The organism is Myxococcales bacterium (assembly GCA_016712525.1).
Taxonomy (GTDB): domain Bacteria; phylum Myxococcota_A; class Polyangia; order Polyangiales; family Polyangiaceae; genus JAAFHV01.
Window position 1 is genome coordinate 2834961 of record JADJQX010000007.1, and the last position, 20366, is coordinate 2855326.

8 protein-coding genes are annotated in these 20366 nt (G+C 68.6%); 7 read left to right on the forward strand and 1 reads right to left on the reverse strand.

Going from position 1 to position 20366, the window contains the following annotated elements:
• Window positions 1-161 precede the first annotated feature (161 nt).
• The 6 genes from IPK71_29040 (at window position 162) to IPK71_29065 (ending at window position 18447) form a co-directional block, all read left to right on the forward strand.
• Window positions 162-1070, forward strand: coding sequence for a DMT family transporter (locus IPK71_29040; GenBank protein MBK8217792.1), 909 nt, complete (start codon window positions 162-164; stop codon window positions 1068-1070).
• A gap of 98 nt (window positions 1071-1168) precedes the next feature.
• Window positions 1169-2338: a PLP-dependent transferase gene (locus IPK71_29045; GenBank protein MBK8217793.1), complete on the forward strand. Its 1170-nt coding sequence runs from the start codon at window positions 1169-1171 to the stop codon at window positions 2336-2338.
• A 147-nt stretch (window positions 2339-2485) separates the two neighbouring features.
• On the forward strand, window positions 2486-5452 hold the full coding sequence (gene uvrA / locus IPK71_29050; GenBank protein ID MBK8217794.1) for an excinuclease ABC subunit UvrA: 2967 nt from the start codon (window positions 2486-2488) through the stop codon (window positions 5450-5452).
• Between the two features lie 822 nt (window positions 5453-6274).
• Window positions 6275-14524, forward strand: coding sequence for a hypothetical protein (locus tag IPK71_29055; GenBank protein ID MBK8217795.1), 8250 nt, complete (start codon window positions 6275-6277; stop codon window positions 14522-14524).
• Between the two features lie 395 nt (window positions 14525-14919).
• Window positions 14920-17496 carry a hypothetical protein gene (locus tag IPK71_29060; protein MBK8217796.1) on the forward strand — a complete coding sequence of 859 codons (2577 nt, stop codon included), beginning with the start codon at window positions 14920-14922 and terminating at the stop codon, window positions 17494-17496.
• Window positions 17497-17877: 381 nt separating this feature from the next.
• The gene (locus IPK71_29065; protein MBK8217797.1) at window positions 17878-18447 is read left to right on the forward strand and encodes a hypothetical protein; all 570 of its coding nucleotides are present in this window, start codon (window positions 17878-17880) and stop codon (window positions 18445-18447) included.
• A 388-nt stretch (window positions 18448-18835) separates the two neighbouring features.
• Here the strand turns inward: IPK71_29065 and IPK71_29070 are convergent, their stop codons facing one another.
• Window positions 18836-19198 carry a TraR/DksA C4-type zinc finger protein gene (locus IPK71_29070; protein MBK8217798.1) on the reverse strand — a complete coding sequence of 121 codons (363 nt, stop codon included), beginning with the start codon at window positions 19196-19198 and terminating at the stop codon, window positions 18836-18838.
• Between the two features lie 102 nt (window positions 19199-19300).
• Between IPK71_29070 and IPK71_29075 the strand changes: the two genes are divergently transcribed.
• Complete coding sequence (locus IPK71_29075) at window positions 19301-20365, forward strand: hypothetical protein (protein ID MBK8217799.1); 1065 nt, start codon at window positions 19301-19303, stop codon at window positions 20363-20365.
• Window position 20366 lies beyond the last annotated feature (1 nt).

A 20366-nucleotide genomic window follows, 5' to 3' on the forward strand; every position in this document is an offset into this window, starting at 1 on the left:
GGTGCGTCCCCCGTCGGGGACTTCCAAGGGTCGTGCTCACCTACAAAACGACCCTTGGGAGTCCCTGACGAGGGAGTAGGTTCCGCGCGCGCCTCGGCGTTCGGGCGCGGACGTCGAACGGCCTCGGTCCGAAAAGCCAACAGGCTGCTAGTGTCGCGCGCGTGGAGGTCTCTCCCGCACCCACTCCTACATGGGAAGAGCGCCGTGCGGCCTACGCGTGGATGGCCGCGAGCGCCGTGCTCTTCGCCACGATGAACTTCTTCGCGCGGCTCGTGGGTGAAGGAGGCGCGGTGCCGTGGGCGCACGTCGGTGCGACCCGCGCCTTCACGGGGGCGCTCATCGCGTTCGCCGTGGCGAGAGCGAGGGGCGCGCGCCTCACGACCCGCGACAAAACGGGCATGTGGTGGCGGAGCGCGCTCGGCACGGCGTCGATGGTGTGCACGTTCTACGCGCTCTCGCGGCGCGGGCTCCCGCTCGGGGACACGACGACCCTCTTGAACCTCACGCCCGTGTTTCTGGCGTTCTTGACGCCCCACCTCCTCGGCGAGCGCACCGGGGGCCGGGTGTTCGTCGCGCTCGTCGTGTCGCTCGGGGGCGCAATCTTGCTCCTCCGGCCTTCCTTCCTCTTCGGTGGGCACGGTCACACGCCCGACGCGTGGCTCACGGGAGGGGTCGCGACGCTCGCCGCGATCTTCGCCGCGTTCGCGATGATCATGCTCCGGAAGCTCGGCAAGACGGAGTCTCCGGAGGCCGTGGCCGTGCACTTTTCTCTCTTCGCGGCCGCGACGATGACCCTCCTCTCCTTGCCGACGCTCGCCCTCCCTCGCCCGCGCGATGCGCTCTACATGGTGCTCGCGGGCGTGGCGGCGGGCGTGGCGCAGATCTGCATGACACGCGCGTACGCCCTCGAGCGCGCGGCGCGTGTGGCCGCGGTGGGCTACCTCGCGGTCGCCGTGAGCGCGGGGCTCGGGGCCGCCTGGCTCCACGAGATCCCTCGCCCGACGGCCTTTTTGGGCATGGCGCTCGTCATCGCGGGAGGCCTCGTCGTCGCGCTGAACAAACGCGCGTGATCGTCGTTCGCGGCGGGCCCGCCAGCGTCGGGTAGACTGCCCGCGTGATCCCCACCGACATTCCCTACGACGCGGCCCTCGCGCTCCGGCGCGAAGCCTTGACGACACTCGCCGTGCACGCAGGCGAAGAGATCGATCCTCACACCCACGCGCTCGACGTCCCCATCGTGATGTCGTCCGCGTTCGGGTTCGCGTCGGCCGACGAAGCCGCGGGCGCCTTTCGCGGCGAGAACGACGCCTACATCTACGGGCGGTGGCAGAACCCCACGGTGAAGGCGCTCGAAGCCAAGGTCGCCGCGCTCGAAGGCGCCGAGGACGCGTGTGTCACAGCGAGCGGCATGGCCGCGATCGCAGGCGCCGTGATGAGCCTCGCCGGGCAGGGGGACCATGTGATCGCGCCTCGCTCGATGTACGCCGAGGCGGCCCGACTGCTCCGCGAGCGCCTCCCCAGGTTCGGGGTCCGCACGACGTTCGTCGACTCGAGCACGAGCGCGTACGCCGAGGCGCTCCGCGAGGGCGCCGCCGTGGTCTACGTCGAGACCCCGCAGAACCCTACGCTGGGCCTCCTCGACGTGCGCGAGATCGCGACGCTTGCCCATGAAAAAGGGGCAACGGTGGTGGTCGACGGCACCTTCGCCACCCCGTTCTGCCAGAGCGCGCTCGACCTCGGCGCCGACCTCGTCGTGCACAGCATGACCAAGGCGATGTCGGGCCACGGGGACGTGATCGCCGGCGCGTTCTCCGGCAAGGGAGAGCTCGTGTCGCGGGCGCGCGATCTCGTCGTGAAGGGCATGGGAGGCGTCGTTTCGCCGCTCACGGCGTGGCTCGTGCTTCGAGGGCTCCGCACGTTCGCGCTTCGCCAAGAGCAGGCGTGCCGTACGGCCGCCACGCTCGCCCGGGTCCTCGAGGGCTCGCCGCTCGTCTCACGTGTGCACCACCCGTCCCTCCCGTCGCACCCGGGGCACGCGCTCGCGAGGCGGCAAATGCACGCCTTCGGCTCGCTGCTCTCCTTCGAGCTCTCGGGCGGCGACGCCGTGAGGCGCGGGGCCCGGTTCCTCGAGTCGGTCCGCCTCGCGACCCATGCGGTGAGCCTCGGCGACACCCGCACCCTCGTGGTCCACCCGGCCTCCACCACGCACTCGACCATGCCGGCCGACGTGCGCGAGCGCGCCGGCATCGGCGACGGCCTCGTCCGCGTCTCGGTCGGGCTCGAGGGCCACGAGGCGTTGAGCGCCGATCTCCTCGGCGCCCTCTCCCGCGCGAGCTGAGCGCGAGCAGCTCCCCTCGGTCCGGCGCTTTTTTCTTGGGTGTCGCGCGGTCGCACCCTGGCCGACGATTCACCCATTCGACTTAAATCGGCGGAAGACCCGACCCAAGTTCGCCTCGGTTGCCGAAAAGCGTGGTAACCCGAGGACATGGACCGCCTCGTGGTGGTTGGCGCCCGCCAACACAACTTGAAGGACGTGTCGCTCTCCGTGCCACGAGGGAAGCTCGTCGTGTTCACGGGCCCGAGCGGATCGGGCAAGTCGTCGCTCGCGTTCGACACCATCTACGCCGAGGGGCAGCGCCGGTACGTCGAGTCCCTCTCGGCGTACGCGCGGCAGTTCCTCGAGCAGCTCGGCAAGCCCGCCGTCGAGCGCATCGACGGCCTGTCCCCGGCGATCGCGATCGAGCAGCGTCCGCTGTCCAAGTCTCCTCGGTCGACCGTCGGCACCGTGACCGAGATCGCCGACTACCTCCGCCTCCTCTATTCGCGCGTGGGCGTCCCGCACTGCCCGAGCTGCGGCAAGCGCATCGAGGCCCAGACCGTCCAACAGATCGTCGACCGGGTCGAGGCCATGGGCGAGGGCTCGCGCCTGTCGATCCTGGCGCCCGTGTGCCGCGCACGAAAGGGCGAGCTCAAGCTCGAGCTCGAGCGCCTGCGCCGCGAGGGCTTCGTGCGCGCCCGGATCGACGGCCAGGTGGTCGACCTCGGCGACGAGATCGAGCTCGATCGGCAAAAACCCCACGACCTCGACGTGGTGGTCGATCGCATCGTCTTGAAAGAGGGCGTCCGCGGCCGCCTCACCGACAGCGTCGAGCTCGCCCTCGAGCTCGGCGAGGGTCGCCTGCTCGTGCTGCCCGAGGGCAAAGAGCCGTTCTGGCTCTCGGAGCGCTTCGCGTGCATCGACTGCGGCGTGTCGCTCCCGCCGATCGAGCCGCGCATGTTCTCGTTCAACGGGCCGCACGGCGCGTGCCCCGCGTGCGACGGCCTCGGCGCGCGCACCGTGGTCGACCCGGAGCGCGTCGTGGGAGATCCGCAGCGCACCCTCCGCGAGGGCGTCGTGCTCGCGTGGGGAAGGCGCGGGAGCGTCGCCCTGGCCACCGAATGCAAGGCCGCCAAGGACGCCCTGGGCGTCGACCCGGACGTGCCCTGGAGCAAGCTGCCCGACGAGCACAAGAAGCTGATTCTCTTCGGGAATACGCCCAGCGAAGAGTCCCCCGAGAAGCGCGGCAAGAAGCGCGCGGCGCACGTCTACGAGGGCATCGTCCCGCGGCTCGAGGCGCGCCTCGGAGACACCTCGCCGACCCCCGACGCCGAGGACGACGGCGACACGACCGACGAGGGCGGCATCGCCGACGACGAGCTCGGGCGCTTCGCGGTGGTCCGCACGTGCAGCGCGTGCAAAGGCCGGAGGCTCCGCCCCGAGGCGCTCGCCGTGAAGCTCGGCGGGATGGACATCTCGGAGCTCGGGCGCATGCCGCTCTCCAAGCTCACGAAGCTCGTCGAGACCCTCGGTCAGGACGCGGAGGGTATGAGCCCGCGCGAGCGCACGATCGCCGAGCCGCTCCTTCGCGCCGTCGCCGGTCGTATCGGGTTCTTGATCGACGTCGGCCTCGACTACCTCTCGCTCGACCGCAGCGCGCAGACGCTCTCGAGCGGCGAGGGTCAGCGCATTCGCCTCGCGACGCAGATCGGCGCCGCGCTCGTGGGCGTGCTCTACGTGCTCGACGAGCCCTCCGTGGGCCTCCACGCCCGCGACAACGCGCGCCTCATCGAGGCGCAGCAGAGGCTCCGCGATCTCGGCAACACGGTGCTCGTGGTCGAGCACGATCGCGAGGCCATCCTCGCGGCCGACCACGTGGTCGACCTCGGCCCCGGCGCGGGTGTGCACGGCGGCACCATCGTGGCCCAAGGCAGCCCCGAGGAGCTCATGGAGAGCCCCACCTCGGTCACCGGCCCGTGGCTCAAGGGCACGAAATCGCTACCGATTCCGAAGAAGCGTATCAAGCCCAAGGCCGATCGCATCACGGTGCAGGGCGCCCGCGCGCACAACCTGAAGAACGTCGACGTCGACGTGCCGCTGGGCCTCTTCACGTGCTTCACGGGCGTCTCCGGGTCGGGCAAGTCGAGCCTCGTCGTCGACACGCTGTTGCCCGCCGCGCGCTCCGCCAAGTACGGCGCGCAGGCCCCGGTCGGCGAGTGCGACGCGGTGCGAGGCCTCGACAAAGTCGACAAGGTGGTGAGCATCGACCAGGCGCCCATCGGCCGCACGCCGCGCTCGAACCCGGCGACGTACACGGGCATGTTCTCGCTGCTGCGCGAGCTCTACGCGGGCCTGCCCGAGGCGCGGAGCCGCGGCTACAAGGCGGGGCGCTTCTCGTTCAACGTGAAGGGCGGGCGCTGCGAGGCCTGCCAAGGGGACGGCGTGCTCCGCGTGGAGATGCACTTCCTCCCGGACATCTTCGTCGCCTGTGACGCGTGCGGCGGCCGGCGCTACAACCGCGAGACGCTCGAGGTGAAATACCGCGGGCTCAGCATCGCGGACGCGCTCGATCTCACGGTGGAGCAAGCCCTCACGACGTTCGACGTGGTGCCGAAGGTGCGCGACCGGCTCGAGGCGCTCATGCGCGTGGGCCTCGGGTACGTCACGCTCGGCCAGCCCGCGACGACGCTCTCGGGAGGCGAGGCCCAGCGCGTGAAGCTCGCGCGCGAGCTCGCCCGGAAGGCCACGGGGCAGACGCTCTACGTGCTCGACGAGCCCACGACGGGCCTCCACTTCGACGACATCGAGATCCTGCTCGTAGCGCTCCAGGGCCTCCGCGACCAAGGCAACACGGTGGTCGTCATCGAGCACAACTTGGACGTCGTGGCGTGCGCCGACTGGGTGGTCGACATCGGCCCGAACGGCGGCGACGGCGGCGGCGAGATCGTCGTCGCGGGCACCCCGGAAGACGTGGCCGCCCACCCGACGTCCCACACGGGGCGCTACCTCGCCGAGGTGCTCGGCCGCAGCGTGGCGCGGAGCGCTCACAGCCATAGGGCCACCGCGACCGACGATGTTCGCCCCGAGCCTGCGAAGAAGGCGAAGCCCGCGCCGAAGAAGACGAAGAAGCGCTGACGTCCTTTCGCGGACTTGGCGCGAACGTCGGTGGGTCTCCTGACCTGGTTTCGCGGACTTAGCGCAGGGGTCGGTGGTCGCGGCGTAGGTACCTCCAGGGGTACCTCAGGGTACCTCCAGGGGTACCTCAGGGTACCTCCAGGGGTACCCGAGGGTACCTCCAGGGGTACCCGAGGGTACCCCCCGAGGCATCTCCGGGCACCCACCTAGGCATCTCCGGGTACTGCTCGGGGTACCCCAGGCTACGTCGCCGAGCACCTCGGGGTGGCGCTCGGCCCGTTGCACACGGCGACGGCGGCGCGCACGAGCACGATACGCATCGAGCCGGACACCCCAAGCAGGGAGCTTCGCCACAGCTCGGTCGTGTGCATGCCGCGCCCGTGTGTCAGCGATGGACAGCGCCCGCACATCCCAAGACGCCGCACGCTCACCGAAAGGCCACGCATGGCACACGACCCGCGCATGGATCCTGTCCACCGTGCCGTTTTGGCAGAAATCCGGTGACACCTACCCACCGGAGGATGTCCTGTGGCACGACTGCACGCGATCTACACCGGACGCTCAAAAATTCCTTGCCCGTGCGCCGGGCGAGATGTCAGATCACCGGCACGCCAGCGCGCGCCGAGGCTTTGGGATCTCGGGCGGCGTGGCAGGTCGCGGAGCACGGGCGCTCCACGGCCGAGGGAGATGCGTCGTAGGTCGTGCCGTCGAGCCGCGTGAGGCTCGGGCGGCGCCGTTTTGTCGTCAGGATCGTTGGTTCGTCGGCGCCCCTCGCTCGGAGGAGGCGCGCGGGGAACGTGCGCCCTTCGTTCGGAGAACGCGATGTCGAAGCTCGTCAAAGCTCTTTTGGGTGCGGTGGTGCTCGTGGCGTGTGCCTCGGGCGGCTTGGACCAAGGCACGCCCGTGGAGGTCGCGAGCGTGGAGCTCGCCGTGGTCGCGCCGACCGCGTTGCCTTCGGGCATGGGCAACCGCCTCACCAAGACGTGCTCGGCGTCGTTTCCCGCGGGCGTCGAGCGCATGCTCTTCGGCGCGTCGGGTGCACCGCAGGCCCTCAAAGATCCGAAGCGCGTCGTCCCGGCGGGCAGCGGCGCACCCCCGCGTGTGGTCGGAACCGCCATCCCCGTCCCGACGAAACCGGAGCACCAGGGCCGCGTCGCCACGATCGAGGTCGGCGCGCGCGCGAACGGTTCGAGCACGCTCACCTCGCCCGACGGAGCCATGCAGATCGGCGTCGCGCTTCGAGGCGCGAAGTCCGTCGCGGCGCAGGCGTCGGACGGGCTCGTGGTGTACCCGGGCGGGCACGACGCGGGCGACGTGGTGGTGCGCCCCCGCGAAGACGGCGCCGAAGACTGGCTGCTCCTCACCCGTCCTCCGCCGGGCGGCAGCATCGCGTACGACGTCACGCTCACGAAGGGCGTGGCCGCCGTGCGGAAGGTAGAGAACACGGTGGAGCTGCTCGACGCGGGGGGCGTGCCGCGGCTTCGCATGGCGCCTCCCTCCCTCGTCGACGACGACTGCCAGACGGTCCCGGTCGACGTGACCGTCACCGGGTGCACCGTCGAATCGAGCGCCGAGCCTCCGCGTGGGAAGCCGCATCCCGCACCCGCGGCCCCGTCGTGCCGGGTCGCGCTCTCGTGGCGTTCGGCCGGCGTGAAATACCCCGCCGCGCTCGACCCGGTGTGGTCCTCGACCACGAGCATGAGCGTGCCGCGCGCGTGGCACACGGCCACCAAGCTGCCGGGCGGCGACAACATTCTTGTCGCCGGGGGGCTCAGCTCCCCGGGGTACGTGGTGCAGTCGTCGGCCGAGGTGTACGACGCGACCTCCGGGGTGTGGGTGGCGACCGGAAGCATGGCCACGGCGCGCTACACGCACGGGGCGAGCGCGTTCTCGGATGGCGCCGTCATCGTCGCGGGCGGGCTCGACGGGGTCGGCGCGCCAACGGGCTCCGTCGAGATTTACGCGGGCGGCACCTGGACGACGAAGGCCCCGCTCGCGGCGCCGGTCGCGGGCAACACGGTCGACGTGTTCGCGGGCGACTGGGTGTACATCGGCGGCGGGTACGTCTCGGCGTTCGGAACGCTCTACTCGACGGCCGTGACGGCGGCGTACTACCGGCCGGGCAATTTTTACGCGAGCACGCCGGCCTTCGCGTCGACACGCGGCTGGCATTCGTCGGTCGTCGGGAGCGACGGCATCTACTTCTTCGGCGGCGAGCAGTACACGGGAGGGGCCACCACGTACCTCTCGAACGTCGATCGCTACGTGTGGGGCTCGAACGTGCTCGCGAGCCACGCGGCCATGCCCGTGGCGCGCTCCAAGGCAGCCGCGGCCGCGTTCTCGGCCGGCGCCTCGGTGCTGGTCGCGGGCGGAGAGAACGGCAGCGGGGCCGTCGACAAAGTGTCCACCGCGCCCGTGCCGGGTACCTCCTCGTGGACGGCGCGTCCGGTCATGCCCTCGGGGCGCGTGTGGGGCAAGGTCGCCGTACGGTCGACGGGGCCCATCGTGACGGGAGGCTACGCGGGCAGCACCGTGCTCGGCTCGGTCACGCTCTACGAGCGCCCCGAGGTCGCCTTCGCGGGCCCCGCCATGGGCACCGCGCGGTACGCACACACGGCCACGGCGCTCTCGGACGATCGGGTGATCGTCGCGGGTGGCGTGACGAGCACGGGGTACAGCACGACGTCGGTCGAGGTGCTCACCCCCGACACGTGCACGACGCCCGCCGAGTGCGACGACGGCAACCCCTGCACCGACGACGCGTGCGTGGCGAACCGCTGCACGAACGTCGCGAAGCCGCCGGCAGCGGTCTGCAACGACGACGGCAACGCGTGCAACGGGGTGAGCACGTGTGGGGTGAACGGAGTGTGCTCGCAGACGACCAACCCGGTCAACGAACCATGCGGTACGTGCGATCCGGCGACGGGTGCGGTGGCGACGAAGCCCTCGGGATCGATCTGCGCTAGCCCGGCGGGTTCGTGCCAAGTCTCTGCCCGCTGCAACGGCGCCGGGGTCACTGCGGCATCGTGCATCGGACTCCCCGCTCCGGATGGCACGGCCTGCGGCGGCGACCTATGTGGCTCCGGGCCGAACGGGCCGAGGGTGTGCCGCGGGGGGGAATGCAAGGTTGCCACGGCAGGTCTCGCCTCTCTTCAATCGAGCGATCCCTGCACGACCACGACGTGCGATTCGGCCCGTGGCCTCGTTACCACACGAACGCCCGGCTGCGGGGTCGAGAACCCCGCTCCGCCCGCTCCCACGGGCCTCCCGACGACGTTCGCCGAGACGACCGAGTTTCTCACGCAGCAAGGCGGACAGACCGGGGTCGTGCTCGACCCGCAGCGTCGCGCCGTGCTCCGCGGCTACGTGCGTGCGCTCGACACGGGCGGCGTGGCGACCAGCACGCCGGTGACCGTGGCGGTCAAGGGGCATGCGGGCTGGGGCTCGACGGCCTCGCTCGCGGCCGATGGGGCGTGGGCCCTCGCCGTGGAGGGCGGCGGAGATCTGGTGGTCACGTTCTCGGCGCCCGGCTACATCACGGCGGAGCGCCAGGTGCGCACGAAGTGGAACCGCTACACCGTGCTCGATGACGTGGCCCTCGTGGCGCGCGAGCCCGCGCACACGGTGACCATCAGCCCGACGGCCTACACGTTCGCGAGCGGCGCCGAGCATGGAGGTGGCCTCGGCCAGAACGACGGGAACGCGAAGCGCACCGCCACCGTCTTCTTCCCGCCGAACGCAACGGGCCAAAATCTTCCAGGTAGCACGTTCGACTTGCGCATCACCGAGGTCACGGGCTTCCGGAGCGGCCCCCGCGCCATGCCGGCGACGTTGCCTCCGGCGAGCGGCTACACCTACGCGGTCGACGTGTCGGTGGACGGCGTGCCCGAAGGGACCGACATCGTCTGGAACGCGCCGAACGTGCCCGTGATGTACGTCGACAATTTCTTGGGCTTGACCACGGGGACGGTGGTGCCGGTCGGGTACTACGACCGCGCGAAATCGGCGTGGGTCGCCGAGCAAAATGGCGTCGTCGTGCAGATCACGGGCTATGCCGGGGGCCTCGCCACGGTCCTCGGAGCGAACTTGTCCACGGCCGAGCGGCAGGCTCTCGCCACCAAGTACGCGCCATCTACCCCCAAGTCCTTGTGGCGCGTCACCCTGCCGCACTTCTCCATGTGGGACTACAACTGGGGATTCACGCCGCCAGCGGACGCGTCGCCGCCGCCCATGTCCAAGAACGACGACGGACCGAAGCCCGACGCCCCGGAGTGCAAGGGCTCGATCCTCGAGTGCGTGAACCGGGTGCTCGGCGAAGATATTCCGATCGCCGGCACGCCGTACTCGCTCCACTACCGCTCCGACCGCGCTTCGAAGGCGAATCGGACGGTGCGCATCCCCCTCACGGAAGGCAGTCTTCCCGTCGCCCAGCCTACCCGAATCGACGTCGAGATCGAGGTGGCCGGCCAGCGGCACCTTATCTCGCGAACGCCACCGTACGACCTCTGGGACACGTTGGAATGGACGTGGGACGGGAAGGACGCTTTCGGCTCGACGCTGGATGGCTCCGCGATCGCTACCGTGAAGGTCAAGAACGTCTATGCCGGCGTCTTGGGAACGACGGCTTCGTTTGGCCAGTTTCCATCGGGAACGTTGAACGGCAACCGTGAAAGGCGGGAAATTTATCTTGAGAACTACCGCGAAATCGTGCTCGGAGGGCGAGACGCGGCCAAGCTCGGTTTCGGGGGCTGGATGTTCTCGCCGCAGGGCATGCGAGACGAGGCACGTCGCGTCTACCTGACGGGGGAAGGACGCCGCGTTGCAGTGGGGAACAGCGCCGCCCTGGTGGCCGGGAATGGGAGCGGGAGCAACACCGATGGCGCGCCAGCCCTCGGGTCACAGATAGCCAACTACGCGGCGCTCGCGGTGTCCGGTGCTGGCAAGCTCTACTGGTACGATAGCGGGCGCATTCGAGCGCTCGAGGCCGGCGTCCTTCAGACGATCGCGGGAGGGGGACCGTGCCCGGCGGCATGGGGCCCCGGGCAGGTCGACATCGCCTCCAATAGCCTGTGCTTGGGCTACGTCTCCGCCATGGCCTTCGGGCCTGACGGTAGCCTCTACGCAGTCGAGAACGGCACGAGGCTCTTGCGCATCACGCCCGAACCCGGGGGTACGACGACGCGCCTCGCCGGACGAGAAGACGGTGCACCACGCAACCATGTGATCTCGACCCCGACATTGGCTACGACCGTTGGGCTCAGGTCGGCAGCCGGCCTTGCCTTCGACGTGGACGGGACGGTCTTGCTGGCCGAGCTCGGGGAGATCACTCGGCTCGGCGCCGACAACAAGCTGGTCCATGTGGGCGGGCAAGGGACGACAGCGTGCAGCTTCCCGCCGAGTGTTGCCACTTTCCACCCAACGGGGACCTGCCTTGCCCCAACCGGGGGTATGGCCGTGAGCCCGGAAGGCGACATCTACCTATCCGAGGCGGGTGGGAACGGCGCTTGGGTGCGCGCCCTGCGACCGTCCGGTCGTATCGAGCGCGTGCTCGGAGCGCTCGGGGGAGCCGTGCGAGGTGGTGCCTCTGCGACGGCGACGCGCTACTATGGGTCGGGCCTCCTTGCATGGTCCGAGGACGGGCTTGTCTACTCGGAGCCGAACATCCACCAGGTGCGCCGGGTGAGCCCCGACGGATATGTTCGAGAGCTTGCCGGATGGATGAATAGCACCACGATGGCAGCCTCGTCGCAGAACGACCTCAACAGCGGTCCCGACGCATGGTCGGCGAACACGCTCTTGTCGATTCACCAGAACGCAAGCCCTATCGCGTTTGCGCCAAGCGGCGATCTCTACGCGCTCGCTCGTCGGCGCATGGGCTCCGTGTTCATCGAGCGAATCACGGACCGAACCCCGTACTCGGTGCCCCTCGGAAGCGTCGTCCACGTCCTCGACGGCGCAGGCAGGCACATCTCCACCAAGTCGCGGGAACGCGGGATCACCCTCGAGACCTTGGGGTACACCGACGGCCTCCTCTCGAGCGTGACCGACGCCGAAGGCCGAACGACGACCATCACGCGTGCCGGGGACACCGTGACGATCCAAGCGCCCGACGGCAAGGTGACCACCCTCGCCCTGACGAACGGCTACCTCGACACGGTGACAGGGCCCGACGCGGCGGTCATCGACGTGACGCACGACGAGGGAGGCCTCCTGACGCACTACGTGGATCGGCGCGGAAAGGCGCACGACTTCGTGTACGACGCGCAGGGGCGCCTGTCCCGGGACCGTGGCCCCGACAGCCCGCCCGAGGGAGGGCAGACGCTCGAGGGCTCGTTCGCGAACGGCACCGGCACGGTCGTGCATCGCACCGCGCAAGGGCGCGTGAAAGTGTGGGAGCTCTCGCGTGGACCGACGGAGACGGCGCCGCAGCTCCTCGAGCGGCTCACGGTGAAACATGGCATGCCCGGTGCGCAAGAGGTGACGACGCAGGACAGCTACGCCGACATGAAAGAGGTCGTGAGCTACCCGGATGGGCGAGTGCAGACCGTGGAGCAAGAGCCCGACCCCGAGTACGGGGTGATGGGCAAGGTGAGCACGCGCACCACGGTGAAGGCGAGCCCCACGAAGACGCTGGTGTCGACGCACTCCATGGTGAAACAGCCGAACGGCTCGTTCACCGAGACGACGGTGCGCCAGTCGGACATGGCGACGACGACCCGCGAGTACAACGCATCGAACGCGAAGGAGACGCGGACGAGCGCGGAGCAGCGCGAGACGACGACGCTGATGGACCCCGCCAAAGAGCGGCCCACGGCGGTGCAGGTCGGGCCGGCGAGTGGGGGCAACCCGCAGCTCTTCCCCGTGGTGTACGAATACGTGCCGAGCGGGTTGGCGGCGGGGAAGATCTTGCGCGTGACCGTGGGGACGCGTGTGACGGAGTACGCGTACGACGCGGCCGGGGAGCTTCAGAGCATCACGAAGCCGACGGGGGTGACGACGTTCGACCTCCGTGACGCGGTGGGCCGCGTGACCCAGCTCACGATGCCCGGGAGCCGCGTGTTGCAGACGACGTACGACGGCGAGGGGAACGCGGTGTCGGTGATCCCGCCGGGTGGGATGTCGCACGGGTTCGGGTACTCGGACGCAGGTCCGTTGGCGTCGTACACGGCGCCCGCGGCCGGAGCGACGCCGCGCACGACGGAGTACACGTACGACCAAGACGAGCTCCTGGCGAACGTGACGTCGACCGATGCAAGGTACAACAAGACGGTGACCCGAGACGGCCTTGGTCGAGTGACGGGCGTCCAGTGGGGCACACCGCCAACACGGACCTTGGCGTTCACGTACGCGAACGGGCACGAGACGAGCGCCAACGTGACCAGCAGCGGGATGACCCTCTCGCGCACGTACGATGGGAGCCTGCTCTCGGCGGAGACGCAGAAGGTCTCGACGACCGCGACGCCGGTGACGCTCTCGCGCACGTACGACACGAGCCTTCGCCTCGCGGAGCTGAAGCTCACGGAAGGCTCCAACGAGGAGAAGCTCACCTACGGGTACGACAAGGACGACCTGGTGACGTCCCTGAGGCGTACGGGCGCGTCGAACGCGAATAGTCTGATGCTGACGCGGAGCGCGACAGGCGGATTCCTGATGTCGGCGGACATCGGGACCCCGACCATCCTCCGGGAGGAAGTGACGTACGACGGATGGGGAGCGCCGACGGAAATACGAGGCAAGTGGGGCGGCGCGGGCATGGGGCAGATTGGCCTCACGTACGACGCGGCGGGGCGAGTGGTGCAGAAGATCGAGGCCTACGCGTTCCCGGTGCTGGAGCCTGCGATGCCGAACATGTCGAACGAGACGTGGTCGTACACGTACGACGCGGCGGGGCGGCTCGAGTCGGCGACGGAGATCCCGTCGGCGCCGAGGGTGTACACCTACGACGCGCGAGGGAACCGAAACGTGACGGTGGTCGACGAGCAAGACCGCGCGACGCAAGTGGGCGCGCCCGGGCAGCCGGACTACACGTTCTACACGTACGACGCGCACGGCAACGTGGCGACGCGCATCGTAGGCGGCACCACGCACACCTACACGTGGGACGGTGAAGGCAGCCTGCTCGGGGTTGCCGGCACTACGCCGGGTACGATCACGTACGACGTGGACGCGAAGGGCCGGCGCGTGGGGAAGCGCGTGAATGGCACCCTCGAGCGGCAGTGGATGTACGACGGTCAGCTCCGCATCGTGGCGGAGGTGGTCTACGCGAGCCCCGTGCGCTACCGTGTGTACGGTTACGTGCCCGAGCGCCACCTGCCGGTGCTCATGCTGGAGAAGGTAAGTGGCGCCGAGGCGCAGTATCGCATCTACGGCGATCACCTGGGGAGCTTGAGGGCGGTGGTACGAGTCTCGGACGGAAAGGCGATTCAAACGATGCGCCACGGCCCCTGGGGCGAAGTGGAGGACGACAGCGTAGCGAGCACCTTCTCGAGGGTGCCCTTCGGGTTCGCGGGGGGTATCTACGATGAGAAGACGGGTCTCGTGCGCTTCGGGGCACGCGAGTACGACGCGAGGACCGGAAGGTGGTTGAGCAAGGACGAGGCGCGCTTTGGGGGTGGGGAGAATTTCTTCGAGTATGCTGGGGGGGATCCGGTCAACCGGGTGGACTTGGACGGAAGAAGCCCGTCCGTACTCCGGATCATCTTCTGCTCGATGATGTTTTCGTCTTCCCCCACGCTTTACCATCTGTGCGTCGGAGACGGCGATCGTTCCGCACCCGATGGAGGAACCGGTGGGAGTGGCGGCGGTGGCTCTGGCCCGGGCGGGGGCGATGGCGACGCTGGACCCGGGCAAGGTGCAGCCGTACCACCTGGTGGCGGCGGTGGCGGATTTCGCGACCCCGCACCCAACCCGTCCCCGTGCGCCAGGTTCACCATGGGCATGCAAAGGATGATTTGCTGCAACAACGTATGCACTGGCAAACACCCTGAGACCCCTCCCTCGTGTGTACCGGCGCCGCCGAAAAGTCCAGAGGAAAAGGCCTGTGTCGACGGATGTATGAAGAACCCTTACTAAGTGAGTGTGCGTGGTGACTATGGAGCCCGACGACGCCCAGCAAGATCTTGCTATTTACCTGTTGTGGAACAAGAGATTTGACGAGGCACTTGCCCTGGTCGAGCGCTGGAGTTCGTGGCCTGTTGACGCAGTGGGTCTGTGGGTTGTGTTGGAATGCTACTTCAGTTCCAGACGAAGCGAAGCGGTCCCGATACTCGAGCACTTTCTGCGGCAGTCTACGTTTCCGCGAGAGGACGATGTGGCCCACATTCATAAAATGCTAGTCGAGGCGAGAACATTTCCGGGGTAGGCCTGGTGTCAAGTGATCCCGGCCTACCTGGCCCTCAAGGCCCCCGAAACGCGCCGACACCCCTCCCGCCCCCCCAAAGACACCCGCCCCCATTCGGAAGGCTCCCATGAACCTGTTTCGCCCCAAGCTCGCACGCCTTCCGCTATTCTGCCTCCTTCTCCTCGCGTGCGGAGGCGAGGTCGCCCCGAGCCCAAGCCCGGACGCGGGCGCCGTCGTTATGCCCGTGGACCTTCGCCCCGTCACCATGGTGTCGGCCACGAACGACCTTGCGGACGCCGTTCGTGTGACGTGGGAGGCTCCGAGCGCGTCGGTGAGCGGTTACCGTGTGCTGCGGGATGGCGTCGAGGTGGGGCGCGTGGCGGCGGGGGTGACCTCGTACGAGGACAAGGCGGCGCCCGCGGCTTCGTTGCTCGCGCCGAAGGCGGAGGCGAGCCAGGGGAACGATCGCGCCGGCATCAAGGTCACGTGGACCCCGACGGCGACGAGCGGCGTGCCCGCGGTCTCCACGTACGCAGTGGTGGCCGTGTACGGGGCAGAAGAGGCCCGGCCCTCCGAGGGGAAGAAGGGCAGTCGCACGGGCGTCGTCACGGGGTACGAGGTGACGCGTGGCGACGGCAAGGTGTTCAAGCTCGGGCTCGAAGCGCGAGAGCTCTTGGACGTGGACGCGCCGCGCGCGAAGGCCGCATTCGGCGCCCCCATGGCCGAGGGACACGCGCCGACGTCCACGGTGCGCCTCAGCTTCATGGCGCTGCCCACGCTGACGCCGCCCGCGTCGGCGAGCTACCGGGTGCGGGCGCTCGCCGGGGCCACGGTGGGCGCGTCGTCTCCCTCGGTCACGGGGGTGCGTGGGGCGGGAATCGCGAACGAGGTCGACATTCAATGGCAGCGCTCGTCGGACACGACGCCGACCGGCTTCACCGACCTCCCCGGGGTGACCGGCCTCTCGTGGTACGACCGCACGGCGCCCACGACGGTACGGCACTTCCGCGCCCGCACCGCGAGCGACTGGGTGGAGCCCGCCGCATCCGCTTCGGCGACCGCCTCGGCCACGCGATGGAAGCAAGTCGAGTCCGCCGGACTGTCCCAGACATTCTGCGGCATCACGCACGAAAATCGGTTAATGTGTTGGGCGTACAAGTACACGTACATAGAACCGACGACAACGAAGTACGACAGGCTGGTCGGAGCTCAGGGCAAAATGGCGTGTGCTCGCCGCATGGTCGACCACACGGTCGACTGCTGGGGGCCGACTGCCGGGGCTCCAGCCCAGCTGGTGCTCTCGACCCCCGTAGCACAGCTCGCCGCAGGCCCGACCGCCGTGTGCGGCCTCCGCGAGAGCGACGGCTCTATCGTATGCTCCGACTACTTGGGAGCGCCCCTAAGTGGGCCAACATCGTCGGAGGCGTATTCCAGTGTAAGTGTCGGAGAGGCGAACGTCTGCGGGGTTCGCACGAGAGACGGAGGAATCGACTGCTTCCTGTTGTCGAATGCGCCCCCATGGGGAAAGCCGCTCTCGTTCCCGGGCGGCCCGTTTGCTTCGGTCATCATGTACGCGTACAGTTCGACCGAGTTACTATGCGCGATCGAGTCCGCGACCTCTCTACTAAGGTGCTCAGATCCTGTCGCGCCGAGGTTCGACCCGGCGACTCCCGTTCGAGAAGCTCGCTTTGTTGGTTATAGGCTTCAGGGAATCCGAAAGGGCGACGGAGTCGTCGTCTATCCCGGAGGGGAGCTAAGTCGGTCGGGCACTGTGTACCAAGGCTTGTCGGGCGTCAATAACCGAATAGAAGACAGCTCATGCGCTTTGGCCCCAGACGGCCGCATTCGATGTTGGCGCTTGGGAGGCTATATGGGGGTCGAGGCAGTCGACGAGCTCGAGGGCTCGTACACCGCGACAGTGGGAAGCCACATCTCGGCCTGCGGGATACGGAAGGCCGACGGTCAGCTCGAATGCACAGGCTCGGTCGCGTTCTTCCGCGATTTGCCTGGCGATAGGCACGTCAAGATTGCCGGGTGGGTCAATCGTTTCGTCGCGATCGAAGCTTCGACAGGTAGGCTCCGGTGGGTGGCGGCAAATGCGGCATACGCAGTAGCTCAGGCGTTGCCCGTTGGGGCATATACGGACACGACGGATTTCTGCGCCATACGCGCGAGCGACGGGCACCCCGTTTGCTGGGAGTCCCCGCTCGACTCGACTGCCCCGCCGGTGCCCATGGGGGCTCTCGCATCCGTGCGCCCCTTGGAGTGGAGGTCGGCATGCGGGGTTCGCACTCGCGACAACAAGGTCCAATGCTGGGGGCTACCGGGTGTGATTGCCGAGCCGATTCCCGACACCGTCGAGATGAAGCTCGCCCTTGCGTCGGGCGACTCCACCGGGTACGTCTGCGCCATCCGTGCGGCGGACCATAGGGTCGTTTGTTACCCACGGGACTCAAGCTCGGGGCCCGGGCCGCGCGAGCCCTTCCCCGACCAGGTTCGAGATTTCGGCTTCGACTCGAGCGACATAAGCATGGCGTCGTACGCCATTCGGCGGGACGACCATACTGTCTTGTACGTCGATTGGGACGGCACCCGCTACTCGAGCACCGAACGCTTCGCGACGTGGAGCGCCAGGGACGCATGCGGACTTCGCGAAAACGACGGCAAATTCGTGTGCGTCTGGGGCGACGTGCCGATTCGCTGACGCGCGCCTCGATCTGGGAGGGCGCTTCGGTGTGTGCAACGCCTTCCCACGGCCGCGCGCGAGCCCCCTCCGCGAGCCCGTTCGGCACGCCCCCAACTCCCGCGCTTGCATTTCCACCACACCTCGTGAACCCTTCGGCCACCCTTAACAGCCTGTTGATTTTTCGGACCGAGGCCGTTCGACGTCCGCGCCCGAACGCCAAGGCGCGATCCGAGGAGCGCGCGGAACCTACTTCTGTAGGTGAGCACGCACCGCAGGATTGCAACGAAGGCGGTCGGGATGCGGCGGCGAGCGGTCGACGGGAGAAAATCAACAGGCTGTTAAGGGGGCAACACCGGGCGCCTCAAATCGAGAGCGTTCGTGGAGAGACGGGAGGAAGGCATGGCCGCAAAAAAGAAGGCATCGAAGAAGACGACGGCGGGGGGCGCGTTGCTCGACGCCGCCGTGACCGAGCTCCAGAAGGCGCTCGTAGGCGTGACGAAGGCGTTCGATCAGGTCGAGCAGCTCACGTCGAGGCTGCCGCAGCTCACCCCGCAGGAACGCTCGACGAGCCTCGGCCGGCTCCGTGATGGCGAGGCCGACGCCATCGTCGCGTTGTGCAACGTGATGGACGGCTTCCCCATGCACTTCGTCGCCATCGCGGACCAAGACGCGGGGAACGACGACGGCGCCGTCGAGACGAAGCCCACGCGCGACAACATCGCGCGCCGCGAGGCGTTGGTGCCGCTCGTGAGCCGAGCGCAAGAGATCGCCGATCGCCTCTCGGACGCGGTGCTCGTCCTCGGGGATCGCGCGCGTCAGGTGTCGGTGCCGGCGTACCGCATCGCCAGCACGGCGGCCCAGGTCGACAAGAAGATCCGCACCGCCCTCAGCCCGGTGACGACGCACTACGGCGCCGGGGCGCGCAAAGCGAAGGCGACGTTGAAGCGGAAGAAACAAGCGTCGGAATGACCGCTCCGTAGTCGACGGCGCGTTCGGCCGCACCGCGAGGGTACCTCCCCATGCTCGGGCAGTACCCTCGTGTGCTTCCGTGGGAATGAGACGATACCTCCGGAGAGCCTCCGGGTACGTAGGCGGGAACCCGCGGGTACCGTGGGGGGAATCGCGCGGTACGTGGGGGGGTACCCGAGGGTACCCGGGAGGTACCCCAGGGTACCCCCCGAGGTACCCGCAGGTACCCCGGTCGCACGCGAGCACGAGGCGTGGCGCGGCTCGCGGTGCGGGAGACGCGGTCGCCGCTTGGACCGGCGATAGCGCGAGCACGAAGCTCGAACGACACGAGCCCCGAGGCGCGTGGCCAGCGGGGCTCTTTCGACGTGTCACGAACCGCGCGCTGCGGTCAGGAGTAGTCTTTCTCCTGGCGCTCCTGGTCTTCTTTGCAGCGGATGCAGAGCGTCGTCTCGGGGCGCGCCTCGAGGCGCTTCACGCCGATCTCTTCTTCGCACGACTCGCACGTGCCGAAGGAGCCTTCTTCGACCTTGCGGAGGGCCTTCTCGATTTTGTCGAGGAAGACCTTCTCGCGGCCACGGAGGCGGAACGTGAAGCTCTGGAGGTACTCGCTCGAGGCGAGGTCCATCTCGTCGGGGAGGTCGTTCGAGTCGAGCGACATGTCCTCCTCGAGGGTCTGCTTCGCCTTCTTCACGATCTCGTCGCGCTTTTCCTCGAGCAGGGTCTTGAACTTCTTGAGCTGTTGCTTGTTCATTGCCGAACGGTTCCCTTTCGATGATTCGCGCCTCGTGGCCCCTCTCCAAGGGGTGCCTCGCGAGGAGATCGCCCCGCCATTCGGGGGCGCAAGACGGTAAGCATGTCCGGAAAGCTCGTCAACGGCCCTCTTTTCGCGCGTGTATCTACCGGCAACCATGAGGTTTCTCGGCGCGCCCCGCCCGCGGACGGCAAACGGACGCTCCTCGGCGTCGACGAGAACGGCCTCGGGCCCCTGCTCGGCCCCCTCGTCGTCACCGCGGCCCGCGCGCGCGCCACCGAGAGCGGCGCGGCGTTCGCGGCCAAAAAGGCACGCGGGGCCCGAAAAACCCGCCTCGGGGACTCGAAGGGGCTCGTGGCCTTCGGAGAGAGCGCGCTCGGCGAGGCGTGGGCCCGCGCGCTCGCCCGACGCGCCGGAGAGGATCCCGCGTCTCCCGAAGAGCTCTTCCGTAGCCTCTCGGTGCGCTCGCCCGACGAGCTCCGGGCCCCCTGCCCGCGCGCCCACAGGGACCTCTGTTTTCGCGACGGCGACCGGTTCCAAGCCGACGAGGACCTCGTGCGCACGTGCACGAAGGACATCGACGCCCTCGCCAAGAAGGGCCTCGAGCTCATGGCGGTGCGCACCGTCGTCGTGTGCAACCGGCGCCTCAACGAGGCGGCCGCGCGCGGTATCTCGCGTTTCCAGGTCGACCTCGAGGCCATGGAAGATCTCGTCTTGGACGCACACGAGGCCACGCGTGAGCCCGTCCTGGCGACGCTCGGGCGCGTCGGCGGGTACACGTTCTATGGCGAAAAATTCAGGCGCCTCGCGGCGTACCCGTTCGAGACGGTGGCCGAAGCACCGCGCGCGAGCACGTACGATTTCGGCCCGCTCGGGGAGCTCTCGTTCGCCCAGGACGCGGACGCCTCGCACCTGCTCGTGGGCCTCGCGTCGCTCGTCGGAAAGTGGGTTCGTGATCTCGCTACGGCCCGGATCACGTCGTACTTGCGCGCGCACGACGCGACCCTCCCCGACGCGAGCGGGTACCACGATCCGGTCACGCGCCGCTTCGTCGAGGGCACGAAGGCGCTGCGTGTGCGCCTTCGTGTGGAAGATGCCTGTTTCCTCCGCGCCTCGACCAAGAGCTCGCCGTCGGGGGCTCCCAAAGGTCGTGGCACGAAGACCTGAA